The 22,848-nt window shown below is 59.8% G+C and carries 20 protein-coding genes; 5 read left to right on the top strand and 15 right to left on the bottom strand.

Annotated elements, in window-relative coordinates; genetic code table 11:
* Nucleotides 1-13: 13 nt before the first annotated feature.
* A complete protein-coding gene (locus tag ACZ48V_RS02765; protein ID WP_464541376.1) occupies nucleotides 14-1,105 on the bottom strand; it encodes an efflux RND transporter periplasmic adaptor subunit in 1,092 nt (363 codons plus the stop codon).
* A 92-nt stretch (nucleotides 1,106-1,197) separates the two neighbouring features.
* Complete coding sequence (locus ACZ48V_RS02760; RefSeq protein ID WP_464541374.1) at nucleotides 1,198-2,550, bottom strand: TolC family protein; 1,353 nt, start codon at nucleotides 2,548-2,550, stop codon at nucleotides 1,198-1,200.
* A 353-nt stretch (nucleotides 2,551-2,903) separates the two neighbouring features.
* Here ACZ48V_RS02760 and ACZ48V_RS02755 point away from each other — a divergent pair, with 353 nt between their 5' ends.
* The 3 genes from ACZ48V_RS02755 (at nucleotide 2,904) to ACZ48V_RS02745 (ending at nucleotide 5,766) form a co-directional block, all read left to right on the top strand.
* The gene (locus ACZ48V_RS02755) at nucleotides 2,904-3,731 is read left to right on the top strand and encodes a hypothetical protein (RefSeq protein ID WP_464541372.1); all 828 of its coding nucleotides are present in this window, start codon (nucleotides 2,904-2,906) and stop codon (nucleotides 3,729-3,731) included.
* Between the two features lie 184 nt (nucleotides 3,732-3,915).
* The gene (locus ACZ48V_RS02750; protein WP_464541370.1) at nucleotides 3,916-4,968 is read left to right on the top strand and encodes a DUF3179 domain-containing protein; all 1,053 of its coding nucleotides are present in this window, start codon (nucleotides 3,916-3,918) and stop codon (nucleotides 4,966-4,968) included.
* Nucleotides 4,969-5,205: 237 nt separating this feature from the next.
* Nucleotides 5,206-5,766, top strand: coding sequence for a hypothetical protein (locus tag ACZ48V_RS02745; RefSeq protein ID WP_464541368.1), 561 nt, complete (start codon nucleotides 5,206-5,208; stop codon nucleotides 5,764-5,766).
* An 8-nt stretch (nucleotides 5,767-5,774) separates the two neighbouring features.
* Here ACZ48V_RS02745 and ACZ48V_RS02740 read toward each other — a convergent pair whose 3' ends face one another.
* Nucleotides 5,775-7,103, bottom strand: coding sequence for a dihydroorotase (locus ACZ48V_RS02740; protein ID WP_464541366.1), 1,329 nt, complete (start codon nucleotides 7,101-7,103; stop codon nucleotides 5,775-5,777).
* 433 nt (nucleotides 7,104-7,536) lie between these two features.
* Here ACZ48V_RS02740 and ACZ48V_RS02735 point away from each other — a divergent pair, with 433 nt between their 5' ends.
* Nucleotides 7,537-8,049, top strand: coding sequence for a carboxymuconolactone decarboxylase family protein (locus ACZ48V_RS02735; protein ID WP_464541364.1), 513 nt, complete (start codon nucleotides 7,537-7,539; stop codon nucleotides 8,047-8,049).
* Nucleotides 8,050-8,408: 359 nt separating this feature from the next.
* Here ACZ48V_RS02735 and ACZ48V_RS02730 read toward each other — a convergent pair whose 3' ends face one another.
* The 5 genes from ACZ48V_RS02730 to ACZ48V_RS02710 all read right to left on the bottom strand — a co-directional run bounded on the left by ACZ48V_RS02730 (nucleotide 8,409) and on the right by ACZ48V_RS02710 (nucleotide 14,046).
* Entirely contained in the window at nucleotides 8,409-8,756 is a 348-nt protein-coding gene (locus ACZ48V_RS02730; RefSeq protein WP_464541362.1) for a hypothetical protein, read from the bottom strand.
* A 254-nt stretch (nucleotides 8,757-9,010) separates the two neighbouring features.
* Nucleotides 9,011-10,204: a hypothetical protein gene (locus tag ACZ48V_RS02725; RefSeq protein ID WP_464541360.1), complete on the bottom strand. Its 1,194-nt coding sequence runs from the start codon at nucleotides 10,202-10,204 to the stop codon at nucleotides 9,011-9,013.
* A 209-nt stretch (nucleotides 10,205-10,413) separates the two neighbouring features.
* Nucleotides 10,414-11,097 carry a hypothetical protein gene (locus ACZ48V_RS02720; RefSeq protein ID WP_464541358.1) on the bottom strand — a complete coding sequence of 228 codons (684 nt, stop codon included), beginning with the start codon at nucleotides 11,095-11,097 and terminating at the stop codon, nucleotides 10,414-10,416.
* A 70-nt stretch (nucleotides 11,098-11,167) separates the two neighbouring features.
* Nucleotides 11,168-13,567: a TonB-dependent receptor gene (locus ACZ48V_RS02715; protein WP_464541356.1), complete on the bottom strand. Its 2,400-nt coding sequence runs from the start codon at nucleotides 13,565-13,567 to the stop codon at nucleotides 11,168-11,170.
* Between the two features lie 158 nt (nucleotides 13,568-13,725).
* The gene (locus ACZ48V_RS02710) at nucleotides 13,726-14,046 is read right to left on the bottom strand and encodes a hypothetical protein (protein ID WP_464541354.1); all 321 of its coding nucleotides are present in this window, start codon (nucleotides 14,044-14,046) and stop codon (nucleotides 13,726-13,728) included.
* Nucleotides 14,047-14,161: 115 nt separating this feature from the next.
* On the opposite strand from ACZ48V_RS02710, the gene ACZ48V_RS02705 reads away from it, so the two are divergent.
* Nucleotides 14,162-14,650, top strand: a complete 489-nt coding sequence (locus tag ACZ48V_RS02705) for an NUDIX domain-containing protein (protein ID WP_464541352.1) — start codon at nucleotides 14,162-14,164, stop codon at nucleotides 14,648-14,650.
* 39 nt (nucleotides 14,651-14,689) lie between these two features.
* Here ACZ48V_RS02705 and ACZ48V_RS02700 read toward each other — a convergent pair whose 3' ends face one another.
* The 7 genes from ACZ48V_RS02700 to ACZ48V_RS02670 all read right to left on the bottom strand — a co-directional run bounded on the left by ACZ48V_RS02700 (nucleotide 14,690) and on the right by ACZ48V_RS02670 (nucleotide 22,846).
* On the bottom strand, nucleotides 14,690-15,658 hold the full coding sequence (locus ACZ48V_RS02700) for a TolB family protein (RefSeq protein WP_464541350.1): 969 nt from the start codon (nucleotides 15,656-15,658) through the stop codon (nucleotides 14,690-14,692).
* Entirely contained in the window at nucleotides 15,655-17,622 is a 1,968-nt protein-coding gene (locus tag ACZ48V_RS02695; protein ID WP_464541348.1) for a M48 family metalloprotease, read from the bottom strand. Before ACZ48V_RS02695 ends, ACZ48V_RS02700 begins: the two co-directional genes overlap by 4 nt.
* Before the next feature lie 96 nt (nucleotides 17,623-17,718).
* Entirely contained in the window at nucleotides 17,719-18,330 is a 612-nt protein-coding gene (locus ACZ48V_RS02690) for a LemA family protein (protein WP_464541346.1), read from the bottom strand.
* Between the two features lie 176 nt (nucleotides 18,331-18,506).
* The gene (locus ACZ48V_RS02685) at nucleotides 18,507-19,541 is read right to left on the bottom strand and encodes a PorV/PorQ family protein (RefSeq protein ID WP_464541345.1); all 1,035 of its coding nucleotides are present in this window, start codon (nucleotides 19,539-19,541) and stop codon (nucleotides 18,507-18,509) included.
* A gap of 47 nt (nucleotides 19,542-19,588) precedes the next feature.
* Complete coding sequence (locus ACZ48V_RS02680; protein WP_464541343.1) at nucleotides 19,589-21,199, bottom strand: sialidase family protein; 1,611 nt, start codon at nucleotides 21,197-21,199, stop codon at nucleotides 19,589-19,591.
* A complete protein-coding gene (locus tag ACZ48V_RS02675) occupies nucleotides 21,196-21,642 on the bottom strand; it encodes a hypothetical protein (protein ID WP_464541341.1) in 447 nt (148 codons plus the stop codon). The genes ACZ48V_RS02680 and ACZ48V_RS02675 overlap by 4 nt, the downstream gene beginning before the upstream one ends.
* A gap of 4 nt (nucleotides 21,643-21,646) precedes the next feature.
* The gene (locus ACZ48V_RS02670) at nucleotides 21,647-22,846 is read right to left on the bottom strand and encodes a site-2 protease family protein (RefSeq protein WP_464541339.1); all 1,200 of its coding nucleotides are present in this window, start codon (nucleotides 22,844-22,846) and stop codon (nucleotides 21,647-21,649) included.
* Between the last annotated feature and the right edge of the window lie 2 nt (nucleotides 22,847-22,848).

The raw sequence follows: 22,848 nt of genomic DNA, 5'->3' as shown, positions 1-22,848 counted from the left end.
GCAGGGGGATGTGTTAGTCCTGCATAACGATAGGATGTCCGTCGCGAAGGCGATCCGCGGCGTGTGTTACGTAGCGCTCGCCTGGTTGCAGCCCTGAAAGCACCTCAACGCGATCGTCATGCATCACGCCTGTTCGAATCCACCGGAGGAGCGCGCGGTCGCCGTCCACAATCGTGTAAACGCCTGTTAGCTGGCCGCGCTCTACGAGACTTGAAACGGGAATGGTAAGCAGCGAACGCTCGCCCTTTTCGTGAGAGACCTGCGCGTACATTCCTGACTTAACGGAGGGGGGCGGATCGCTCAGGAGCACATGCACCTGGAACTGCCGACTGGCCGGATTGCCACTGGGGTTAACTTCAGTCACGCGTCCGGTTAGTGTCTGGTTAGCCGCCCCGATATCTACGCGCACCGTATCCCCCACGTCTACCTGACCGATGTGCTGCTCTGAAACGCGGGTACGCACCTCCAGCAGGCTGCTCACTTCAAGTGTCAGCAGCGGCTGTCCAGGTGCAGCCATTGCACCACGCTCGGTTCGTTGCTCGACGATCGTTCCGGATGCAGGCGCTGTGATAGTGGTATAGGTCAGCGACTCGTCGATCTCATCGAGACGGTTTTCGAGCGTCTCTACCTGGGCCCGGGCCCGTTCATACTGCGTTTGGGCATTGTCGTACGCCTGCTGTGTAGCGCTGCCCCGCTGCAGCAGCGTGTCGAAACGAGCAAACTGCGTGCGAGCGTTACGCAGGGCGGCCCGGGCTTCCTCTTGCTGGGCCTCTACCTGACGCCGCTGGGCCTGTAGATCGCGGTCGCCAATGCGGGCAAGCAGTTGCCCTTTTGAAACAGACGTGCCTTCACTGACGCGCACCTCTTCTACACGCCCCATAATGCGCGTGCTCAGCGGAATGCGTTCGGATCCCTCTACCGTACCCGTAAACTGCAACTGACGAGGGTAGCTCTGCTCGGCAAGTTCGGCTGTCTGCACCGGCACCGGCTCTCGGTCATCGGTCCACACATCCGACTCCCCACTTCCGCATGCCGTAACGCTGGCAACAAGAAGAGCCATGAGGACAAACGCACCGGCACGGGCCATGTAAAGATTCGTATTCATAGTCATAGCAGCGGGTATCATACGGTAGAGAAAGGGGAGCATAGTAGGCAGTGCCTGAAAACAACCGGTTGGGGACAGGAGTCGAGGCAGGACTACGGCTGAAGCGTCTGTTCGGTGAGCAGCTCAATCCGGAATCGGTTCATTGCATAGCTGTAGCGTGCCTGCAGGGCGGCCAGCTGACTATTTGCGCGCTGGGCCTCTGCGTTGAGCAGGTCGGTCGTGCTTTCAAGCCCCTGCTCAAACCGGTCGGAGCGCAGACGAAATGATTCGCGGGCCTGTTCTACCATGGCCCCGGTCTGTGCAACACGCTCCCTCGAGGTTCGCAGCGCTCGTAAAGCAGCGTTAATCTCGATCTCGTTTTGCAGAGCCTGGTCGCGCACTGCCAGCTCGGAAGCGCGCTGGTTGGCGCGGGCTCGCTGGATCCCTCCTACCTGCTCAAACCCACCGAACACATTCCACCGAAGCGATATGCCAACAGTCCAGCTCTGTCCTTTCGTGCCAAACGGAACGGTGTCGTTCCACTCGTACCCGCCCTGTGCATTTAGCGTGGGCAGGAAGGCCGCGCGAGCAGCCCGTACGCGTTGTTGCGCAGCATCGCGCTTCAGACGCAGCGCCTGCATGTCGGAGCGATCCGCATTTACCGCGCTCGCGTTGATCGAGGGCACTGCGTCAGAGCCGTTGTTCTGTGGACGTGGCAGGCTATCTGACGGCTCAATGATGGTCTGCTCATCAATGCCTAACAGATAGCGCAGCTGGTCGACAGCGTCGTCTACAGCTGCCTGGGCTTCGGTGCGGTCGGCCTCGAGCTCAAGCACACGAACGCGCGCTTCCAGGAGATCTGCCTGGTTGATCATGCCCTGATCAAGGAGGTCTTCAGCACGCGATGCGTTGCTCCGAGCAGCTTCCAAAGCTGTGTTGACTACTGCGCGCCGCTCACGCGCCAGCACCAGTCCATAGTACTGGCTGCGTACGCGAAACCGCACCATCTCGGCTGTACGATCAGTTTCTAACTGCGATGCCCGTGCCTGCCGTGTAGCAGCTCGCCGCTCATATATACCTCCTGCATTGAATATGGGCTGGCGCACTTCTACCCGCGTCGTGAAGTTTTCAATTCGATTGGGATCGTTCAGCACCTGCGGCGCAAAGTCGGCCTCGGTGACGGTAGATTGCTTGAGTTGAAAACCAAACGCATTGAGCGGGTCGGTGGTAGACGTAGCGTCTTCACCTACGGATACCCGTGGGAGAAATGTCGCCAGGGTCTGCCGAGCTTCAGCCCGGTCGGCATCGGACCCTGCTTGCACCTGCTGCAGCTGATAATTCTGCGCTTGCGCACGCGACACCGCGTCGTCGACCGATAGCGTGAGCGTCTGGGGCGCCTGGGCATAGGTTAGGCTGCTGCCCATCATCATCACAAGCGATGCAAGCAAAAAGTAAAAACGGTCCATAAAACGCAGAGCCAATGGTTAGATTCTGACTTTATATTACTATATAAGACTATAGTATAACATTGTTCCATGTGTAGAAGGCCCCCCTGGAAAAGAGACTCGGATGGGAGCATATATACCAGCGCCACTCTCCGCTCCGCCGGAAATGCCACAGAGTGGAGCATAGCATGTGTATGCTGCCGCGCATGTGCTGCCACGTATACACCAGAACGTTTGGTGGACTTCACGATTGCGCAACCCACGGAACCGGTGATGCCATCTGCATTGTAACGCGGTAGCCTGCCGGTCCATACTCGGTCTTGCGGGCTCTTATATGTACGTTATTGTTTTCTTGGCTAACTCTCTTTCGCTTTATGCTGCATGCTGCTCGGCACTTTACCTACCTGGCTATGGTACTCGTAGCCCCCCTGCTCGTCTTTACTGCCTGCGAAGCCCCCCCCGATGAACAAGACACCGAAGAGGGCGTGGTGCTGGCTCCCGGTGAGCGGGCACCTGCTATCGACGGCGCTACCGCACGATTCGTATCCCCCGAATCCGAAGAAGTGCTCGAACCCGGCGAAGTGGAGGTCCGCGTTGCTGTAGAGAACTTTATTCCCGGGTCACAGACCGAGGTACCACGCCTCGATCGGATTGCCAACTCGGAGCAGGGACAGCACACCCACATCATTCTGAATAACGACCCGTACTTCGCCAACTACAACATCGAAGCAGATCCGTTTAGCATTGGCGAACTGGAGCCCGGCGCCTACTCTGCCTTTGTATTTCCAAGCCGCTCTTTCCACGAGAGCGTGAAAAGCGATGATGCTGCCGACCTCGTTAACTTCTATGTGGGCGAAGACGCTGTTGGCGAACCCTTCCCGCTTGAGCACGGCGAACCCAGCATCATCTACAGCCGTCCGAAAGGCACCTATAGCGGCGAAGGAGCCGAGCGCATTATGCTCGACTTCTATCTCTACAACGTAATGCTCAGCGAAGATGGCTTCCGGGCCCACTATACCATCGAGCACGACGACCATGACGAGCCCCTCGCTGAACTCACCATGCACGAATGGACCCCCGCATTCGTAGAGGGCCTCGAAAGCGGCACCTACACGTTCACGCTTGCACTCCTCGATGAGAATGGCGAACAAGTGCCCGGCTCGTTCAACTACACCGAACGAGAAGTCGTGGTAGAGCGGTAGCATTCCGCCCTCTTTTTGGCATCATCCTGCTGTACAACAGCAAAAATCTGGAAAGGCCGTCTGCATCATTCTCCGTTCAGGAGGATGCAGACGGTCTTTTTTAATGGAAGCTGTAACGCACACCCGCCGCTGTAGCACAAACATAACGCCTTGTCCTCCCCCTGCATCTATCATGCTACCGGCTATGATACGCGCTCCTCGTACGCTTTTCGCTTCGACAGTTGGCCTCCTTCTCGGAGGAGGGCTGTATCTGGCGCTGCACCTGACTACCGCGTGGACAACGAGTTCACCGCTCGACCCGGCGCTGCCTACCGCCGATACGCCCTATATGCTCTCTGACGACATTACCGACTATAGCGGTTTCATGATGTCGGGCGGGCCGCCGCCCGATGGCATCCCTTCAATAGACGCCCCCAACTTCGTTGATGGCAGCAGCGCCCGTCTCGATGATGGCGATATGGTCATCGGGTTCGTACATGGGGGCGACGCACGCGCCTACCCGCAGAACATACTCGTGTACCATGAAATCGTGAACGATGAAGTGGGCGGACTGCCCGTAGCGATTACGTACTGTCCGCTCACGGCTACGTCGCAGGGGTTTAAGCGGGGCGATACCACACTCGGGGTGTCGGGCCAACTGCTGAACAGCAACCTGGTGATGTTCGACCGCGACACCGAAAGCTATTTCTCGCAGATCGCAGCAACCGGGCTCACCGGCGATCACGCCGGGAATGCTCTCGACGAGGTAAACTTGATCTGGACCACCTGGGGCGAGTGGCGCGTGCAGCACCCGGATACGAAGGTGCTGAGCGACGACACCGGTCATATGCGTAACTACAGTAGCGACCCATACGGACGCTACAATCCGCGTGGCGGCTACTACAGTGCACGTGAGGTCATCTTCCCGCTCATGCACGAATCCGATGCGCATCACCCGAAAGAAATGGTTGTGGGCGCACGCACCGCTGAAGCAAGCGTGCACGTTGTGCTTGACGATCTGAAGACCCATCGCGTGCAGCAGACCGGATCGTTTGTAGCCGTGTACGATGCCAGCTTTACCACCGGACACATCTACCGGGCCGACGTGCTCCCCGAGATTACACCGCTCGAAGATAATCGCTATGCAATCGACGGCGAAACGTATGCGCCCGACGCCCTTCCGCTCGATGCACTGGTGTCGATAGAGGCGTTCTTCTTCGCCTGGAACGCGTTCTACCCCAGCAGTGCCACGGTGTAGCGCTGCGTCACAGGTCGTTCCGAACCGTTCCCGCTGAACGCCGAGGAAGATGGTTCCACCGAATGCCGTTCGGCGGCTCCTCCGGCTTCGCTGTCCGTTCTGTTAGACGTTCTGTTAGACGTTCACCATGACAACCGGTCCGGAGAGCGCTCCAAAGGAGGCTTCAGCGCGAAGCCTCTCCACGCCACACGCTACAGATAAGATCGGGGATAATCTACAAAAGCGACCGGATGTGTTATGCAAAACGCCTTTAAGACGCTTATAGCAGTGCTGCGCTTGCCGCGTTATCGGCGCATCGCTGTAGGCATCGGCATTCTGTATCTGGTACTGTTTCTGATTGCCCTGCGCGACATTACGCTTGGCGGCAGCGGCCTGCAGTTTGCTTCTGTAGAATGGACGCGGATGTTCAGTGCCACAGGCCCGTTTACGTTTGAGGCCATCGCCCGGCTTACATTGCCCGGCGTTACGGTGCTCATTGCTCCGATGAACATCCTGGTTGGCAGCGCGCTCTCGCTGCTCGCTGCCCTCAACCTCATGGTGACGTATGTCGCCTACAACCAGCCAAGCGCGTGCCACTTCAACCGCTCTACCGGCGTGCTCGCAAGCCTGCCTGCTCTGCTGGCCGGCGGCGCCTGCTGCGCTCCGGCTATCGTGCTCATTCTCGGACTGCAGGTATCGTCGCTCTTCATCACCGCGTTTCAGGTGCTCATTCCTGTTGCGGCCCTTCTGCTGCTCGTGACTCTCAAGCTCATCCTGAACCGCACTGACCCCGAGCGACTGACTCTGGTGGATGCGTAGCGCTCCTGTTATCGGGCCGGAACCTCGTCGCATACCACCCACTGTCCCTCGCGGTAGATGCCGTGCGCTTTGCCGACAAGCTCCGCATCCACAAACGGCGTATTCCGGCTCTTCGAGCGGATGTGGCGCTCAGTAAAGGTCCACCGCGTGTCGGGGTCGAAAACAGTGAGGTTGGCTGCCGCTCCTGGTTCAAACGTAGGTGCAGGGAGACGCAAGATGCGCCGGGGGGCCACTGCCAGTGCCTGCACCGCCTGCATGAGCGAGCACACGCCCGGAGCCAATAGCTCGCGCCCAACAAGCCCCCAGGCCGTCTCCAGCCCCAGAATGCCGTTAGGCGCTTCCGGAAACGGCACATCTTTCTCATGGGGGGCATGCGGCGCGTGATCGGTGCAGATCGCGTCGATCGTGCCATCGGCCAGGCCCGCCTTCAGCGCGTCAACATCGGCGGCGCTACGGAGCGGGGGGTGCATCTTGGTGTGCGTGGAGAGCCCCGACGCCTCAACGGCCCCGTCGGTCAGCGCCAGATGGTGCGTGCAGACCTCAGCAGTAATCTCGACGCCGTCCGACTTGGCACGGCGTACCAGCTCCACGCCACGTGCCGTAGCGATGTGGGCCACATGAACGTGTCCGCCTGTGAGACGCGCCAGCTCAATGTCGCGTGTGATCATCACATCTTCAGAGCATGCCGGAATGCCCGGAATGCCCAACCGCGTGGCTACCGCCCCCTCGTGCATATGGCCGTTTGGGTTGAGCGAGGGCTCTTCCATGTGGTTGATGATGGGCGCATCAAGCATGGTGCTGTACTCGAGCGCACGGCGCATGAGCCCGGCGTTGTAGACCGGTGCGCCGTCGTCGCTGAACGCCACGGCTCCTTCTTCCATCATGCTCGCCATCTCGGCGAGCGTCTCGCCGGCGCGTTCCTCCGAGACGCACCCAATAGGGTGTACGGCCACCGGATGTCTTTCAGCGCGATGCGCCACGTATCCCACCGAAGCCCGTGTATCGAGCGGTGGATTTGTATTGGGCATGCAGGCGACCTCGGTGAACCCGCCAAACGCTGCGGCGCGTGTGCCGGAGGCAATCGTTTCCTTATGCTCGAAGCCCGGCTCGCGCAGATGCACATGCATATCCACCCAGCCGGGCGAGACGTACCGCCCCGAGCAGTCTACACGCGGCACCGCTGCCTCAACCTTCGCGTTCAGGTTAGGCGCCACCTCGGCAATGCATCCCTCGCGAATGAGCACATCGGCACGGGTTGTGGTCTCGGCATACGGGTCGAGCACCGTACCGCCGTGCATGAGCAGATCAGGGCGAGATCGAGCATAGTCGGTAGCCATGGCAGCGCGGAAGTAGATACGTAGGCAACAGATGAGTAGATGCAATATCTCTTCTCAAGATAGGTGGTGACCTGTTGAGATGCGATACGCAACGCACTGCGCAGAAATGATGCATCGGTGAAGATTTTGACGGGGCATAGGTATGCTGAGGTCTCTGTGTGACAGCCCCTTTTGGATAACGAAGAGACCTCTCATGTCAGGCTGTTCAGCACAAACACGGAGACACCCCTGCTTTTCGCTCTATGTGCCTGCTCTATGTGCCTGCTCTATGTGCCTGCTCTATGTGCCTGCTCTATGTGTTACCACATGCAGATAACAGACTCGTTGCATGAACCGACGTAACGCATCAGCACGGGATGGCACAAAGGGGTGCGCGTACGAGTGATTTTCGTAGCGCAGCACGTACTCTGCATCATCAACGCTGATTGACAATATGGCAACCTCGACTGTAGACCACGCCGACGCCGTCCGCGACGACGCCAAGGAAGCGTTTGGCTTCGTTCCAAACCTGATCGACGAACTGGCATCACAGAATCCGGCTGTCGCCGAAACCTACCTAAAGGCCAACGGTCACCTGAGCAACGGCGTGCTCAGTCCGGCCGAGCAACAGCTTGTCATCCTTACGATTTCGGGATACAACGACTGCCACTACTGCACCAAAGCCCACGGCGCCGCCGGAGCGCAAGCCGGGCTCGATATCGACGTGATCGAGGAGTTGGTCGATGGCGGACTGCCCAGCGAAGGACGGCAGCGCCTGCTGGCCCGCGCCACCAAGCGCCTCCTGGGCAAGCGCGGCTGGCTTAGCGACGAAGACCGCGCCGAGTTTGAAGAAGCCGGTCTTACTACCGCCGAACTGTACGAAATCGTGGGCCTGATCGGCGTAAAAACCATCAGCAACTACGTAAACCACCTGGCCGAAACGCCCGTGGATCCGCAGTTTCAGTAAGCTCGTCTCGGTAGGAGACGACATCCACCATGAAATAAGGGTTGCGTGGGTGAATGCTGCATCTCAAGTAGTATGTTGGCATCTGCCACGTATGCGCTCGCTATGGCACGCCTGTATGTGGTGCCGTGGCGGGCGCATTTTTTTGGATGTGTCTTTTGCCGGATGTGTATTGGTCGTCTGATTGCCCATATCTGATTGCCCATATCTGATTGCCCATATCTGATTACCCATATCTGATTACCCATATCTGATTACCCATATCTGATTACCCATATCTGCAATGTACCATAGTCAGCTTGCTATGGGCAGCTTGCTATGGGCGGTCTGACATGGCGCGATGCACATAACGTGAGGGGCGGCTACGAGCGAGTGATAGACGCGTCCGCAAGCATGGCGTCGAGTTCGATCATCGTGGAGGCGCCCTGTACCAGTTCGTTCAGAGAGCGCATCTCGTCGGTGCCAAGCACGAGCACTGGGTGCTGCGTGCAGGGCACGCGCAGCTGCCAGCGACAGCCCCGCGAGCAGTCGCACCCGCGGAACGAATCGCAGAGGCGACCCAGCTTTTTTTGCATAGCCGGCAGGTCGCTCGCGCTCACGGAGATCGCCAGGTCGTCGAGTTGGATATGTACTATCCCCTCCGAGGAGTGGGCAACCTGCCCCTCGTCTGTGGAATACACGACCGGAGCGTCAGGAGAAGCGATAGACATAGCAAGAAAAACAGGGACTACCGAGAGGAAACACCTATTAGTTTAGATTCAATCCAAACAAGTAAGGTTTCCGTTGGTCCCAACTCTGCAAGCCAAGGTTATGTGAACCTGCTTTTGAAAGGAGCTGTTGTGCCCCCAATAAAAAACGCGGCACACCCCGAGCCGAAGCTCGAAGCGTGCCGCTGTCAGACAGAGGATTAGGCCGTGTCTGAATACGGCCAGGTCTGAATATGCCCAGCAAGTTGCGCGTGGACTTAGTTTTCTTCAGCCAGTATCTCCACACCAATGGGATCGGTGTATGCGACATTTCGGCCTTCGCCTTCGCTGAAGAGGGCAAACTCTACTTCAAAGGTGCCTTCTTGCTCAGGATAGAAGTGAATGTGGTCGCAATGGAAGTTTGCAATCCACTCCTCTCCTTCTGCAGCCCACTGCGCAAAGTGCGTGGCTCCGAATCCGTCGGGATGCGCCTGGGAGGGCCATGGGATGAGGCTGGTGCCTCCTTCAATGGCAAAGCGCGAATTCAGGGGGCTACATGTGCGTTCGCGGCTCACGCCCGGTTCAGAGGTGGCGAAGTCTTCACGACCCTCTGTTTCGATCTGATATTCGTTGCCGTCAGCATCGAAAAATGCAACAGTAAGTGAGGCATTTACACCGCTACCTTCTCGCAGCGGGAAGCGATCGCCAGCGCCATCTTCAATAGGATCGGGCAGGGTATTGAGCGTGCTTCCTTCACCATCGGTCCACCCATCTTCAGGCGTCCAGACTGCAATCGTAGGACGGTCGAGTCCGCGCGTTGATATTTCCGCTCGGCCGATGGTCTCCTGGTTAGGTCCGACTGATACTGCAATGGGATCGGTGGTGATACTGCCATCTTGCGTGCCAAACTCCACCTCGAAGGTGCCTTCGTTTTCCGGATAGAAGTGTACGTGATCGCAGTGAAAAATGGCCGGGTATGTGCCGTCTTTTCCAAGGGCAAACTGCGCATCGCCAAATCCATCGGGATGAGCTACAGCAGGCCAACTGATGAGGTCTTCGCCATTTACGATGTTGAAGTCTGCGCCGACACCATCACCAAGCGCCGAGGTGCATTCGCGTTCACGATTGGCCCCGCCCAACAGCGTATCAAACTCGGTGCGGTCTTCCGTAGCGACTTCAATGTCATTACCGTCCTCGTCGAAGATCCGAACGGTCAGCGAAGCATTCTGGCCTCCTACCTGGAGCGCCTGACGTGTGCCATCGCTTGTTTCGATAGGATCTTCCAGTTCACTGGTAGCATTGCCGTCGGCATCTGCCCAGCCCGAAGGGGTCCATACGGCAATGGTCGGCGCATCAAGTCCGCGGGTCTCAATTTCTACGCGTGGGAACTCTTCTTCAGGAGGATCTACGGGTGGATCGGTGATACCGTTGTCGTCGCTGTCGCATGCAGCAACGAAAAAGAGCAACAGCACAACAGAAAAGGCTGTCAGTGATTGTCGAAAGAATCTCATGGTCAAGGTATGCGTGTTAGGTAAGAGCGTCTGTGATGACGTGCTGTCGCGTGCCTCGTTGCCACTTTTCAAGGGGGGCAACGGGGCGCGCTGATGGTTACTGTAACTGGGCTGCACGTCGCGCCCAACAAAAGTACGGTTTCGGGGGGATTCAATTCTGTCACCCAGGCTTACTGAGCCGGTTCAATGGTCATTCGAAGGTCATCTTCGGTGCGACCGTCGCTGTGGTCGACATGCCAGAGTAGGAAGGCAACATCGATCTCTCCTTCTTCCTCAGGAAAGATATTTACATGATCGCAGCCATATATCTGCACCCAATCCCCATTTTCACGTTCAGCAAACTGATCGTTTTGGGGATCGTCGGTAGCATTAGGGTGAACCTGGGGCGGGAATGCAACTCGATCACGCATGCCCTCTGCATTTGCAATGGCAAAACGCCCGGCAAACTCGGAGCAAAAGCGCTGCTCCAGGTCCTGTGTAATTGGTTCGGTGTCTTCGGTAAAGAAATCGTATGTGGTGCCCTGACCGTCATTGATTTTCACGTCGAACGAGGCAGGGGGACCTCCGGCACGTAGCGGCTGGCGCTCGCCATCGTCGGTGCGCACGGGATTATCGAGGCGATCGATCGAGTTATTGTCAGCATCGGTCCAACCGAGTTCATCTGACCAGATAGCAACGGGATCGTTGTCTCCTCGAAAGAAGATCTGAACCTGTCCTGCTTCGCCATGCACACCGACTTGGTCGTCTCCATCGTCATCATTTACGCCAACAGGATCGCTGTCGTCGCAGGCTACGAAAGAAACGGCAAATATAAGGGCCAGTGCGGCAATGGGTAGGTGCTTCAGTCGATACATAGAGCGTTAATGTTGTTATGAGCAGTTCGGCGTGTGAGTAGGTTGAGGCCCGCATCTTAAAACTGAAGGCTCAAAACTGAAGGCGATACGTGAGGCTCAGATTGCGTCCGGGCTGAGGCGCAACCTCTTTTACGCGTGACAGGTGGTCGCGCCATGTTGTGTCGGCAATATTTTCACTCTGTAGTACGATGCGGTGGCGCATATCCTGCATATCAAACTGAGCACCCCCCCCCGCCCGAAAGAGCGCATAGCCGTCGGTTGGCTGTTGAGGCCGCTCCAGTTCGCCGTCCCGTTCAATGGGATTTGGGACGCGGTTCTGAGCATCTGCCGTTCGAATACCCAGGTGACCGAAGAAACGACTCCCTTCATAGCGAACTTCAACATCCGCAGAGAGGGGCGGGATGAAGGGCAGGGGATTATCATCGGCGCGTCGCGTAGCACGCACGTAACTGGATGTTGCATCTACGATGACGCGGGGGGCGAGCTCGTACTGCGCCCGCACTTCTGCGCCCCAGAAATCTGCATCGGTATTACGGGCCTCAAAGACGGGTGTGACACGCCCAAAGTCGCCTCGGCGGTCAATCGTCACACTGAGGCCAGTGTTTTCGTAGAAAATGTAGTTGTCAATGCGGTTATAGAACCCGGCAACTTCCAGTTCAAAGCGGCTGCTGTTAGAACGCACGAACAGATCGACGCCCCGCCCGATCTCGGCATCCAGGTCAGGCGTACCGATGTCGAATGAGAAATCAGCCAGATGCGGCCCGTCGGAGTACATTTCCTCGATGGCCGGGCTACGGAATGACCGCGAAAGACTAACCCCTACCGTCCACGCCGGGGCGAAGTCATACAGCGCCGCTACCGACCCCGAGACATTGCTGAATGTGCGATTGGTGACTGGCTTAACAATCCGCTCGCGTTCGTCGCCGGAGGTCCGCGCAGTCACATCAATATCGCTTAGGTCGCTGGTAGACACGTCACGGTAGTCATAACGCGCCCCAAGCTGCAGGCGTACATCGCTATAGCCAAACTCCTCGTAGACAAATCCCGCAGCGGTCCACTCACTGCCTGAACGCGTACCTGGCGAGTTCCCCGCGGCCGTGAGATCGCGCCCCTTAAACGACACCCCAACGGCGCCTTCTGCCCGAACCCCATTGGGCTCGTGTTCGTGATGCGCAGTAAAGTTTGCTTCGCTCGAAGTCTGCTCAAAAATGGCTCCGACAAAGTCGCTCTGTCCTTCACGCCGGAGTTCGATTTCGGTGTGGTCGTAGCGTATTACGTTCGCATCCAGCTCTGCACTATTGAAAAAGTTCAGCACCGGTCGTTCGTAAGCAGCGCGAAAGCGTATTGTATGACGCGTCGATTCGATGTCGACGCCACCCGGATGCGCTCCGGGAATCAGTTCCCCATCAAACTCACCGGGCACGCCATACGTGTTGTCATAGAATCGGTATGCCGCCCCCACCACTCCCCAGCTGGGGATCCAGCTCATCCCGATACTTCCATTCAAGACGCGCATGTCAGTGGAAGGCAGGTCGCCCTGCGGCGTGCGTGTGTTACCGGCCGTGCGTGCGCTCAGCTCGCCACGCAGCGCAAGCGGCCCCAGTGGGGCATGCACCGTACCGCCTCCGGCAACACCATCGTTCACGGAAGCCGCCTGCGTGGTTATCGCACCTGTAGTGCGCTCGGGCTGCACACGCGGCACATCGTTGCGTATAACATTCACGACCCCACCCAGCGCCTGAGAGCCGTAAAGCATACCGGCGGGACCGCGAATTACCTCCATCTGCTCGGCGGTGATTGGCTCCATCATCACGCCATGGTCTGAGGCCGTCTGGTACAGATCGCCCGTACGCTGCCCGTCTTCCAACATCAACACGCGGTCGCCGCCCATGCCGCGAATGGATGGCCGCGCAGCCCCCGGACCGTTGTACTGCACCGTAAAGCCCGGCACGCGCTGTAGCGTTTCAGGAACGCTGCTGGAAAGCTGTTGCTGCAGCTCGTTGCCCGACAATGCCGTGATAGGACGGTAGACTTCGGCGGTCGTGCGCTCGCGTGCGGCGCCTGTAACAACGATGTCTGGAAGTCCAAGGCTCGCAGGGCGCAGGTCGACCTCTACGGACACGGTGGCGCCTGCACCGAGTTCAACCTCCGTGGTTTTGGAGGCGTATCCGACAAAGCTCACACTCACCTCGTACGTACCAGCAGGTACTTCCTCAAAAGCAAAGCGCCCCTCCGCATCGGTTGCCTGTCCGCGATCGGTGGGGTGCAGGCGTACGGTAGCTCCGGGTAGCGGAGTCGCATCTGTGCGGTCGACCACCTGGCCCATAATTGTACCATCGGACGAGCGGAGCCCATCCGCATCCGGTCCACCTGTTGTCGGGGTCGCATGAGATGCGGACACGAAAAGCCCAAAGGTGATGCCAGCACAGAGCAGACTGGCAACCAGGACGTAGACAAGGGGGCGTTGCATAAACGACTACACTTTCAGAGGACCAACAGCTACAGTTGCATCCGATACCGGACAAACTGTGTGAGACTGCTCCCATGTCCTCCTTTCGCATGCAGGTTGCCTGCCGCGAAGAAGGACATCGGGGAGTAACCTGCACGTACAGTGCAGGCTGTAGAGGACTATGCGTTGGGGGGTCCCCGGATATGCAGCGTATTGGCGCCGTAGGTGTACACGGCGGTGCTGTTCAGTGTGGCTTGCAGAGCGGGCACTGCGATAGGTACCGGCACGTCGAGCGTCGCGCCACCAAAGAATTGAGAGACAGCATCGCAGAGCTGACAGTCGTCTGCTTCATGGTCTACATCTACCACATACGTTACCCCCTGTGTCGTAGATGCATCATTTTTGGTATGATGCACGGCATGGGCGGCAGGAACCAACACACCTCCCACGACGAATGTCGTAAGGAGCACAAGGGCCGCAATGTGGCGCCATGTGTACATGTGCTACGCACGGGTGTGTACTTATTGACAGATTCATCTTGCACAATGACCGCTACCGGCTTCTGTTCCCTTGCAATACTGCATTCACTTTATACTTGTATACTTGTAGCAACATATGAATGGTAGCGAATTGCATGCAGATCACGTAAGGGTGGGCGCACGGGCCGTGGATGTATACGCCTATCGGATGCGGAGCTCGGCTCCAGAGGTGCTGCTCTTTCGCCGATCGCAGAACGTGTCGTATGCTGGCTCGTGGCGCATGGTAGGAGGTAAAATCGAGGATGGCGAATCAGCATGGGCAGCGGCGCTACGCGAGCTCGATGAGGAGACCAAGCTCACGCCTGAACGCTTCTGGACGGTTCCGTCGCTCAATCGCTTCTACGAGTGGCAGCATAACCGCATCAACCTGATTCCGGCCTTTGCCGCCCGGGTCAGCGGCGCACCGACGCTTAACGATGAGCACGATACCGCTGCGTGGTGGCCTATCGAGGAGGCAGCAGAGCAGCTGCAGTGGCCCGAACAGCAGCGCCTGGTACGCCTCGTTGGACAGATGCTGGCAGCGGGCATCCCTGCCTCGCTCATCATCCCACCCGAAGAATGGTAATCTCTTAGCGCCTGAACATGACCGGAACGGGTTCGCTGCTTATTCCTCAGGCGGTGCTACCACAACAGCCAGCCGGTTTTCGGTAGGTGAAGCGGCCAGGCGCGACGGGGTAGCGGGGTTCCAGTCGTACACCTCACGCCACGACTCGGCGTTTGGGTGCCACTGATAGAGCGACGTGCCCGAAGTCATAAGCAGGTGGCCTTCACGCGTCCAGGTGTGGTCGCCCTCGCCAGGTAGTGCGGGGGCGTACGCGTTCACCTCGTCGGGCCCATACGCCACGAGCACGGAGTCAGGTACGTTTTCGTAGCGCTGCACTGCGCTGATGCTCGCGTCTTGCGAGCGCGACTCAATCGAACGACCAATATCAACTCGCACGGTGTCGGCACGTCTGGTTAACACATTGCCCCACTGCAGGGTATGGGGCTCGCCCAGCACGAAGAGAGCCAGCTGCTCTGCGTTCGCCCAGGCAAAGTAGCCCACAGGCTCCACCTCGGGAAGCAGCAGGGCGCCCTCATCGGGAGTTACAGGGTCTGTTCTGGAGAGCGGAAACTCCCACAGCCGTTGTGCACCGGTATCTTCAACCTGCACGACGACAAATGTGGTGTCGGTGCGTGGCGTAGGGGAGTAGACGCTCGTTGGAAGGGCCGTAACGGGCCGTGTGGTATGGTCGCTAAGCGACATCCGGTAGATGTCGGTTGAGCTGCCGCGCTCGGAGGTGTAGAGGAGCGCCGTTCCGTCGCGGGTGAACTGAGGCTGGTTGTCGTATCCGGTGCGTTCGGTACGGTTAAGCGGGGTGTTTAGCGCAACACTGTCGCCCGAAACGACATATTCGCCCAGGTGGATGTCGGTCTGTGGCGGAGCAGTGGGCTCATCTGGAACACAGCCTCCGAGAATCGCAGCCAGCGCAGCAATGAGCACTCCGGTGCGCATACCCCGTGCCTCTCCCCACCGCGCGATGAGCTCTCGCGCCAGACGATGATCAAACAGACCCGCAGGCATGTGACTCATGAAGATGAGATGGCGTCAGACTGTAAAACGAAGGGAGGGATAGGGCAGGCCAGCGCTTCCGCTACGGCCATGAGCAAGTCGGCTTCTGCGTCGGTGACCGTGTCGTCGGACAGCACGCAGCGGGTGCAAGCGTCGATAACCTGCTCTTTGAGAGCCGGGTAGGTCTGTGCCAGGCGGTCGAGCGCTTCGTCGAGGCGCTCCGGACGCGCACTCACGCGGCGGTACTGGCTGGGGTCGGTGACGGCTTCGAACGCGCCAAGTCCGGCATGGAAGGCCGCTGCGGCATCCCGATTCTTGGAAGCGCCTGCCTGGGCAATCATCGAGAGCACTGCGATCGCGTCGTCCTGAATCTGGCTGAACCGCTTGAAGCGGGGGCGCTCGTCGGCCGGGTGCGCAATGTGGTCGAGGCGGTGCCGGATGATGGATTCGAGGGCATACTCAAACACAGTGAGCTGGTCGTCGGCCCGTACCAGCGCTTGCACGGTCTCATGGATGGTCGCATGCTGGTCGCTGCTTAGCTCGCGCAGCGCCGGCGCCGCGATGTTTACGATCGGAAGGCGTAGGCGGTGCGGAAGCGCATGCAGATCGTCCAGAAGCCGCTCGGTTTCTTCCCGCTCGGCTTTGGATACGTGCTCGCGGAGTACCTTCATCTGTGCAGCCCGTCCGTCTGATTTTGCATCGGGATCGAGAAGCAGGGCATAAATTATGGCTGTTGCGCTGAGCGGATCGTGCGCTGCGTCGAGCAGGTCGTCGGGGAGCGCGTTACGCAGCTTGGCCCCAAAGTCGACGTCGTCTGAGGTCAGTTCACCGGCGCGCGAAACGACCTCATCGGCGCTGGGCGAACTGCTGGAAGCAGAACGTGAAGCAGCGGCTCCAGCGGCAAACCCGGATGCGCCCGCAGCCTGTGCGGCTCCCGATGCGCGACTGCCAGCTGCGCCTTGCGATGATGAGGCGGAGGCGCGCTCTGCGTCAAACTCAGAGTCGATGCGGCGAATGCGCTCATCCAGCGGCGGGTGGGTCGCAAAGGCGCCCCCTCCGAATAACTTACTGGCAACGCCATCACTAAAGAAGAGGTGGCTCGATTCTTCAGCCTTCGGATGCTCGATCTTCGAGCCGGCGTCGTATCCTGCAATCTTCTTGAGCGCCCCTCCAATGCCTTTCGGGTTGCGCGTAAACTGCACGGCAGCGGCATCCGCGAGGAACTCGCGCTGGCGCGACACCGCACTCTTGATGAGGCGTCCGCACAGCAGCCCCACGCTCCCAACGACCAGCAGCCCTACGCCCGCTGCGATCATAACGAGCTGGCTTTTGTTGTCGTCGCTACGACGACGGCCCATGCTGCTGTAGAAGGTAGCGCGAAGCAGGGTGCGCCCCAGAATGGCGATGAGCAAGATCCCATTGAGCACGCCCATCAGGCGGATATTCAGGCGCATGTCGCCGTTCAAGATATGGCTGTACTCATGAGCAATTACGCCCTGCAGTTCGGCGCGGTTCAGCGCCTGCATGCAGCCCCGGGTTACGCCAATGACGGCGTCGTCGACCGTGTACCCGGCAGCGAAGGCGTTGATGCCCTCCTCTTCAAGGATGTACACTTGCGGCGCCGGCACGCCCGAGGCAATCGCCATCTCTTCGACGATATTGCGCAGCTGCTGCTCGTCGTAGTTTGACGGATGCGCACCGATCGGCTGCCCGCCGAGTGCCTCCGCGACCACATGCCCCCCCCGTTTAAGCTGCCTGATCTTGAACAGGCTACCGCCTCCCACAATGAGAGCTGTACCGGCCACAATCACGAAGAACAAGCCCGGATTCCAGAGCGACACGCCTCCCTCAGCTAAAAACAGCAGCGTGAGGAGGGCCACGCCGTATCCCGCAATGACCAGCCCGATTACGGCAACGACAAACAGGATGATGAGCCGCTTGGTGTTGCGCCGCGCCTCATCCTGGCGCTCAAAGAAGTTTCTCATAGGAGAACGAGGGGACTCTGTACGTCAGTGATCCGCATGCAGACATGTATTCTGCACGTGGGTCTACAGGCGGGTCTGCAGGCAAAAACGCCACGCTTAGTCGAACGATACTTCGGGCGCCTGGCGCACTTCGGGCGACTCGACCTCGAAGTACTCTGCTTCGCCATAGTCGAACATGTTGGCGATAATGACCGTCGGGAAGCTCTCGCGGGCGGTGTTGTACGCGCGCACGGCGTCGTTGTAGGCCTGGCGGGCAAACCCGACTTTATTTTCTGTGGTCTCCAGCTGCTCCTGCAGCTTCAGCATGTTTTCGTTGGCTTTCAGTTCAGGCGTATCTTCTACCTGAATCATAAACCCGCTGATCTGCTTGTTCAGCAGTTCTTCGGCTGCAGCCAGCTGCTTCATGGCTTCGGGGTCGCCCGGGTTGGCTTCCGCTTTCTGGCGTGCGTCTTCGGCCTGCCGGCGCGCATCGGTGATCGACTTGAAGATCCGCTCTTCGTGCTTCAGGTAGCCCTTGGCGGTGTTTACCAGCTGGGGGATAAGGTCATGCCGGCGCTGCAGCTGCACGTTGATGTCGGAATACAGGCTCTGGTAGCGCTGGTCGAGGCGAACGAGTTTGTTGTACTGACTTACAGCATACATCCCGATCAACACCACGGGAATGAGAAGGATCGCCAGCACAACGACGATGATCAGAAGGGTTGACATAGCGTATCGGGGGCGTTAAAACGAAGGTAAAGGGGCACGGTGCCTGTCTGTGTATGCGCAAAACACGTATGTAAACGGCCATCGGTGGTCCAGGTTGAGCACAGCGCGTGTGTTTTCATTAGGCGATTGCGCGTTGTAGCCGGGTAGCAGGCTCATAGCGTATAACGACAGGCACCTTACAAGTAGATACGGATGCTGACCACATTCATCAAGTCCGTCACATAGGGCTCGACGACAGCCGCGTAGTCGATGCGCAGATCTATCGTGCCGAGCGACTGGTGTAAGCCGAATCCAGCGCTCGGTTTCCACCCGTCGAAACCATCGCCCCCCAGGCGGTCGGCGCCGGCGCGCACGTCGAGCACGTCCGCCAGACGATAGCGCACGCCGATGCGCCCGAGCGATTCGTGGATGCGGAAGTCCTGCGTGTCAAATCGCTCGGTAGGCTGCAGCCCGTCTTCACGGGGGATGCGCCGCCGCTGCTCGCGGTCGGTGAAGCGCGCCTCGTACTCAGCCAGCAGCAGCAGGCGATCGTCATGCAGCTCTTGGGCCGCGCTGATGCGCACGCGTACCGGAAAGGCATCGCTGGCCGAGCGCCCGCCCGTGCCGCCTGTATCCCATTCGTACGATGCCAGTAGATCGCTCACCGACAGGCCAAGGCGTGTGCCTTCACGTACAGTGTAGACCATCCCGAGGTCAACGCCGAGGCTCTGCACCGTGCCAACCTCGTCGACCAGGTCGGCCAGGTAGAGCTTTAGCGTAGCGCCGGCAGCCAGGCGCTCTAAGAACTGATTGCCAAACGCAAGAAACAGCGCGTACTCGTCGGTTGAGAGCGTCTCGGTGGGACGCCCGTCGCGGTCGCGTCCGTCGATGTTGCTAACGCCGGCGCGCATCACGCCCGCACTGATGCCTGCAGTGGGGCCGAGGGGCGTGTTGAACGAGGCCATCTGCAGCTCGCGGTCGAATGTCATGAGCGCGGCGGAAAGCGAAAGGTACTGCGCGGTGGCCTGGTGGGCAAGCGCCGGGTTGTAGAGCGCGGCCACATCGCCCTCGGGACTGGCGCCAAGCGCATTGCCAAGCGCCATGCTCTGCGCATCCACCCCAATACGTGAGAACGCCCCCGCGGCTGTGTCTTGTGCCAGCAGCGTGGGACCCGTGCTCGTAAGCAGAGCGAGGATACATGCAGCCAGCATCAGCGCGCGTGCGCGTCGCATGAGGCGAGAAGGGAGCATTAGCAGCGTCATAGGGACCATCGGTGCCGTCAGTCTATCAACAGGATTTTGCCACGGGCCGGGCCCCGGTCGGTCTCTACCTCGTAGAAGTAGGTTCCGTTGGGCAGGCGCAGCCCGCCACTGTCGGTACCGTCCCAGGCGATCTCGTGCTCGCCGGGACCGTCGCCCTCGGCGCGCAAGGTGCGCACGTGGCGCATCTCAAAGTCGAGGATGCGGATGCGGGTTGCTCCGGTCGAGGCGCGCTCGTACCGGATGCGCACCACGCGGTCGCGCGAGGGGGTAAAGGGGTTCGGGTAGGCGTAGGTATCAACCGCACGGGCCTCGGACGCGCTGGGGCGGAGCGGAACGTTCGTCCGGAAGAGTTGCCAAGTTGCGCCGCCGTCGGTGCTGCGCAGGAGGCCATCGGTGGTGCCAGCCCACACGGCATCAGCGGTTGTTGCGACGGCGCGAACGCCCGCATCAGGGCGGTGGAAATGCCGGTCGCTGCGCAGTGCAAAACGCCGGATGGCCGTCCAGCTGCTGCCGTTGTTGTCAGAGACGAACAGGCCATTGTCGCCGGCAGCGTAGACACGGTCTTCGCTGAATGCAAGATCGAAGATGCGCTCGTCGATGAGCGTCTGCTCAAAGGTCGCGCCGCCGTCACGGGTAACGGTAACGCCAAAGCGCTGCCGGTCGCTCGCCGTCAGGTTTACGGGCCAGGTGGCCATCCAGAGCGCGTTTCGGGCGCCTGCGCGCACCTGCTCTGCGATGCGGACCACGTTGTTGCCCGTGAGTCCATCGGGGCGGCCGGTGTGCTGGAATCGCTGCCAGGCGCGATCGCCCTGTGGTCTCAGGTCGGCCGGTGTAGACCGGTTCAGCCCGCCCACCGTGCCAGCCCACACGGTGCCGGTGGCATCAACCAGCACGCTGCTGCCGATGTGGTTGAACGAGCCGTTCCCGTTACGGGCAGCAGCCAGTCGAAAGTCATATGCTGTAGCAGGATCGATAGCATCGAGATCGTCCGGCGGCAGCACTACGCGCGTCCACGAGGCGCCGTCGTCGGTGCTCTGCCGGATGCCGGCGTCGGCGCTTGCAAGCCAGAGCGTGTCGCCGGTGACCGAGGCGGCGAGGTCCTGGGGCGCGCTCCCGGTTTCTTGCACGACGGCGCGTGCTGAGAGGGTGCTTACGCCGTAGGTGATGGTGGTATCCTGAGGCGCGTCGAGGGCAGGAGGTTCAAATTGAAACGAGCGGCCGCCGTCGCGCGACAAGAGAAAGCCTCCTGCCGCCGTGCGCCCGCTGGCGTCGAAGGCAAGCCCCGCCGCCACGAGCGAGGATGCCGGCAGGTCGGTACGCACGTCCAGAGCAAAGAGCACGTTATCCTCGCCTTGCAGTGCCGGTGCGGTTGCCTCGCGGAAGGTTGCTCCGCCGTCGGTGGTAAGCGCAAGGTTCGGACCGGTCCAGAGCGAATCGCCCTGGGCAGCAAGCACCTGGATGAAGTTGCTGGCGGTGCCGTTCGTGGGCTGTAGCGCCATCGTCGGTGCATCTTGAGCCTGCCCAACGGGAACGCTCATACAGACCAACAGCAGCACGGCCGCACAAAGCCGCCCGAGTGCCGCATCCCTCTGAACACGGAAATGGATAAACCGGCGAGCAGATATCATGGCGTAGCGGTAGTGTCTGATACGATACGGACCTGGCCAAGGGCCACGTTGCTCTGCAGGCTGTCGGCGTCGGTCGCAAAGACGCGAATGGTGTACTGGTCGGGGTCGGCAGGCAGTTCGAACAGCGCGTTGAGTCCGTAGGCGGGGGCGCCGAGGCTATCGAGCGGACCGGTGGCGCCGAGTCCGGCTGTGCTGGCCAGGATCGAGAACGTGACGCGCTCGATGGGGGCATCGCCGGGCTCCACGTCGGCAACAAGCTGGAGTGGCACCTCGACAGTTTCGGCGTCGGGGTCGGCTACGACGACCTGCTCAGGCGCGTACGTCAGGTTAGACACACGAGGCGGCTCGCGGTCGAGCGCGATGGCTCCGGGCGCGTTGTCGCATCCGGTCACGAACAGCATGCCCATCAGCAGGCCAACGGCTGTGTAAAGAGGGAGGCGCATGAGGCTACAGGATAGAGAGGGGCTTGAGGCTGAACGACGAGATAAAGATCGCGATGCAGAGGTAGCCCACCCACCGGCGTCTACGCGAGAGCGGTTCTTGCTTGCGCACAGGCGGGTGTTCAACGCGAATGAGCCAGATAATCAGGAGCGTCCAGATGAGCCATCCGCTGTATCCGATGGTGTGCATCCCGAACCACTGCAGTTCAGCAAGGGCGGTTCCGACGAGCAAGCTACCCAGGCTGAGAAGCTGAAGCGCAGGATTGTTGCGGAAGATACTTCGTCCGTACAGATACAGGACCCCGGCAAGCAGTGCCCATGCCATGAGGTAGCCCCAGTCGCTATACTCCATCAAGGGAGGAGCGAGGCCATCCATGAAGCCGATGCTGCCCGAGAGCAGGAGCACCCATACAAAGATCCGGGCGAGGCGGCGATGCCATCGGGCCCCAAAGAGCGCATACAACACGTGTCCACCATCGAGCTGTCCAACCGGGAGCAGGTTTAGCGCGGTAAAGAAAAGCGCCAGCCACCCGGCAAACAGGACGGGATAGTGGTAGATTTCGTACATGGGGGGCACGTTATCGAACAGCTGCGAGAGCGCCCAGAAGAGCGGGGTCTGTCCGACTACGATAACGGCGGTCTCTTCGTCATCGGCGTCGAGGCTTGGCGGCTCATCGGGGAAGGTGCCGTGCTGCTCGATGTGTTGCTTCAGCGCCTCATGACCGGGCTGGTCGAGCAGGTACTCAGGAGGCGGCAGCGTTGCAAAGGCATACAGGAGGATACCGAGAGCGATCACAAACCCGGCTACCGGTCCTGAAGCTCCGATGTCAAACAGCTTACGCATCGACGGGATGGGCTCGCGAATCCGGATGACCGCACCAAAGTTTCCGATGCCGTTGAACGGGAACGGAATGTAGTACGGCAGCGAGGTGTTGATGCCGTGGTACCGGGCGGCGAAGTAGTGGCCGAACTCGTGTACGGTAAGGAAGGCGAGAAGCGGGAAGGCGTAGCGCAGCCCGTCGAGCCACATGTGCCAGTGGCCGGCTGTTTCGTAGTAGGGGGCCCGGTTCACCCATAGCGTGCCTGCGTAGATGGTTGAAGCGAGCGTAAGCAGAAACAGCAACAGGTGCAGCCAGACGCGGTCGTCGGAGGTCTGCGACGATGCACTGGGCGGCAGCGAGGAGCGGGGAGACGAGGAGTCGGGCATAG

The sequence above is a fragment of the Longimonas haloalkaliphila genome, assembly GCF_055379825.1.
The sequence above is the reverse complement of the archived record's forward strand: the minus strand, read 5'-3'. Positions and strand labels throughout refer to the sequence as shown.